Genomic DNA, 1,803 nt, shown 5'->3' on the forward strand with positions numbered 1-1,803 from the left:
ATGGTTTTGCCAATCAAAAATTTTTCTTTTTAAGAATTGATTGTCTTTTTGTATAAAAAAATACCACCCACATTTCTGTGAGTGGTATCGATATCCATCAATACCAGTTGACAGATACCCAAATAATTTCCCGGGCTCCCCTTTTACTATCTATAATTTTAGAAAAGCTTACCAACTCCGTAGTGGATGGCAACAGTAATCAACGCGATAATAATATTTCGAATAACCGCAATTTTTACTAGTCCATTTCCAAGCTTTGAACTAATATACCCGGTTAGCGCACTAGTTAAAACTACCGCCAAAATAACCGCATACCACTTATAAGCAGCAGGAGCAAAAGTCATTGCACAAAGGGGAAAAATTCCACCGGCAGCCGCTGAAAAAAGAGAGGAGAACGCGGCATCCCAAGGGTTTAGGTAGTGTCCCAACTCAATGTCATACTTAACCCGAACAACGGTCTCCAGAGGCTTCTTACTAAGAAGATCCTTGGCAATTGCGAGTGAAGTTTCTGGAGTAATACCCTTACTAACATAATAATCCTTAACAGCAGCAACTTCACTTTCAAAATCAGTTTTCAAGAGATGTTGCTCCTTACTTACAGCTGATTCCTCCGTATCCTTCTGTGTTGAAACTGAAGCATATTCCCCAGAAGCCATTGAAAACGCACACGCAAGCAAATCAGATAGACCCGCAATAAAGATCGTAAACCGGTCAGATGTCGCAGCAGCAACGGAAACCAGAACACCAACAACGGTTAAAATACCATCATTCGAACCTAATACTCCAGCACGAAGGGTATTCAGCTTCTCTTCCATCGTTTGTTTCTTTTGTTGTTTAACCTTTTCCATCACTCACCCCTCCTTTAGTATGCTAGCAGCTGACCAATAATATAGGTAACACCCATAGTTAGCAATCCAGCAATCGCATTCCGAATACTTGACTTCAACCGGTTAGAATTACTCAAGATCGCAGCACAGTACCCTGTTATTAAGAGGGTGATCAAAACAGCGATTGCGGTCGTAAGAATTCTACTTTCTGCTGGTGCAAGCGTAACTGCTAACATTGGTAAGACAGATCCGGTTGGAAAAGAGATGAATGATGCAATGGCAGCCGCATATGGACTGGTAAATTCTTTAGGATTAAACCCGTACCGTTCTTGAACAACGGTGGATAGGGCATCCTTATCCATCAATTCCTTGGTAGCCTGCTTAGCAAGTTTAGGATCAATATCCTGATCTTCATACTTTTGCTGAACATAATCAAATTCTTCTTGGTATTGATCATCTAATCGTTGACGTTCGCTAATCAATGCCATTTTTTGCGAGTCCTTCTGGGTAGATACCGATACGTATTCACCCATACACATTGAAATCATTCCGGCTAACGTTCCTGATAGTCCAGAAATTAAAATAGAATAGGCATTGTTAGTTGCAGCAGCAACCCCGATAACAATTCCGGCAATTGAAATAATACCATCATTGGCCCCCATTACACTGGCACGTAAAATATTAACTTTCTGTGCCAGCGACATCTTTTTTCTTGCCATTCCGAAAACTCCTCTTTTTAAATTAGAATCATTATAACATTCTCCAAAAATAGATCAACTAATAAATTTGTACTAGGAACGATAGTTTAGAAAGATTATTAATTATCCTTCAAAGGATAAAGGGGCTGTGACATACGTCCCTAATAATAAGCGGAGTTAGATGAAATCTTCGGATTTCATTTAACTCCGTTTTCCTTTAAAATATATGTTAGTAAAAGAAAAAGACACCGACCAGCCCGTCGATGTCTTCAAAATAC

Annotated in this window: 2 protein-coding genes; both read right to left on the bottom strand. The window is 39.6% G+C overall.

Features of this window, described 5'->3' with window-relative positions; all coding sequences use genetic code 11:
- Positions 1-158: 158 nt before the first annotated feature.
- Positions 159-848: a VIT1/CCC1 transporter family protein gene (locus tag HUK45_RS09235; RefSeq protein WP_191912045.1), complete on the bottom strand. Its 690-nt coding sequence runs from the start codon at positions 846-848 to the stop codon at positions 159-161.
- Positions 849-862: 14 nt separating this feature from the next.
- On the bottom strand, positions 863-1,546 hold the full coding sequence (locus HUK45_RS09240) for a VIT1/CCC1 transporter family protein (protein WP_191912046.1): 684 nt from the start codon (positions 1,544-1,546) through the stop codon (positions 863-865).
- Between the last annotated feature and the right edge of the window lie 257 nt (positions 1,547-1,803).

Source organism: Limosilactobacillus urinaemulieris (genome assembly GCF_014838745.1).
Taxonomy (GTDB): Bacteria; Bacillota; Bacilli; order Lactobacillales; family Lactobacillaceae; genus Limosilactobacillus; species Limosilactobacillus urinaemulieris.

Bases quoted from the DNA above. Each gene is read 5' to 3' on its own strand.
- HUK45_RS09240 (WP_191912046.1), bottom strand. From the start codon at position 1,546: ATGGCAAGAAAAAAGATGTCGCTGGCACAGAAAGTTAATATTTTACGT.
- HUK45_RS09235 (WP_191912045.1), bottom strand. From the start codon at position 848: ATGGAAAAGGTTAAACAACAAAAGAAACAAACGATGGAAGAGAAGCTG.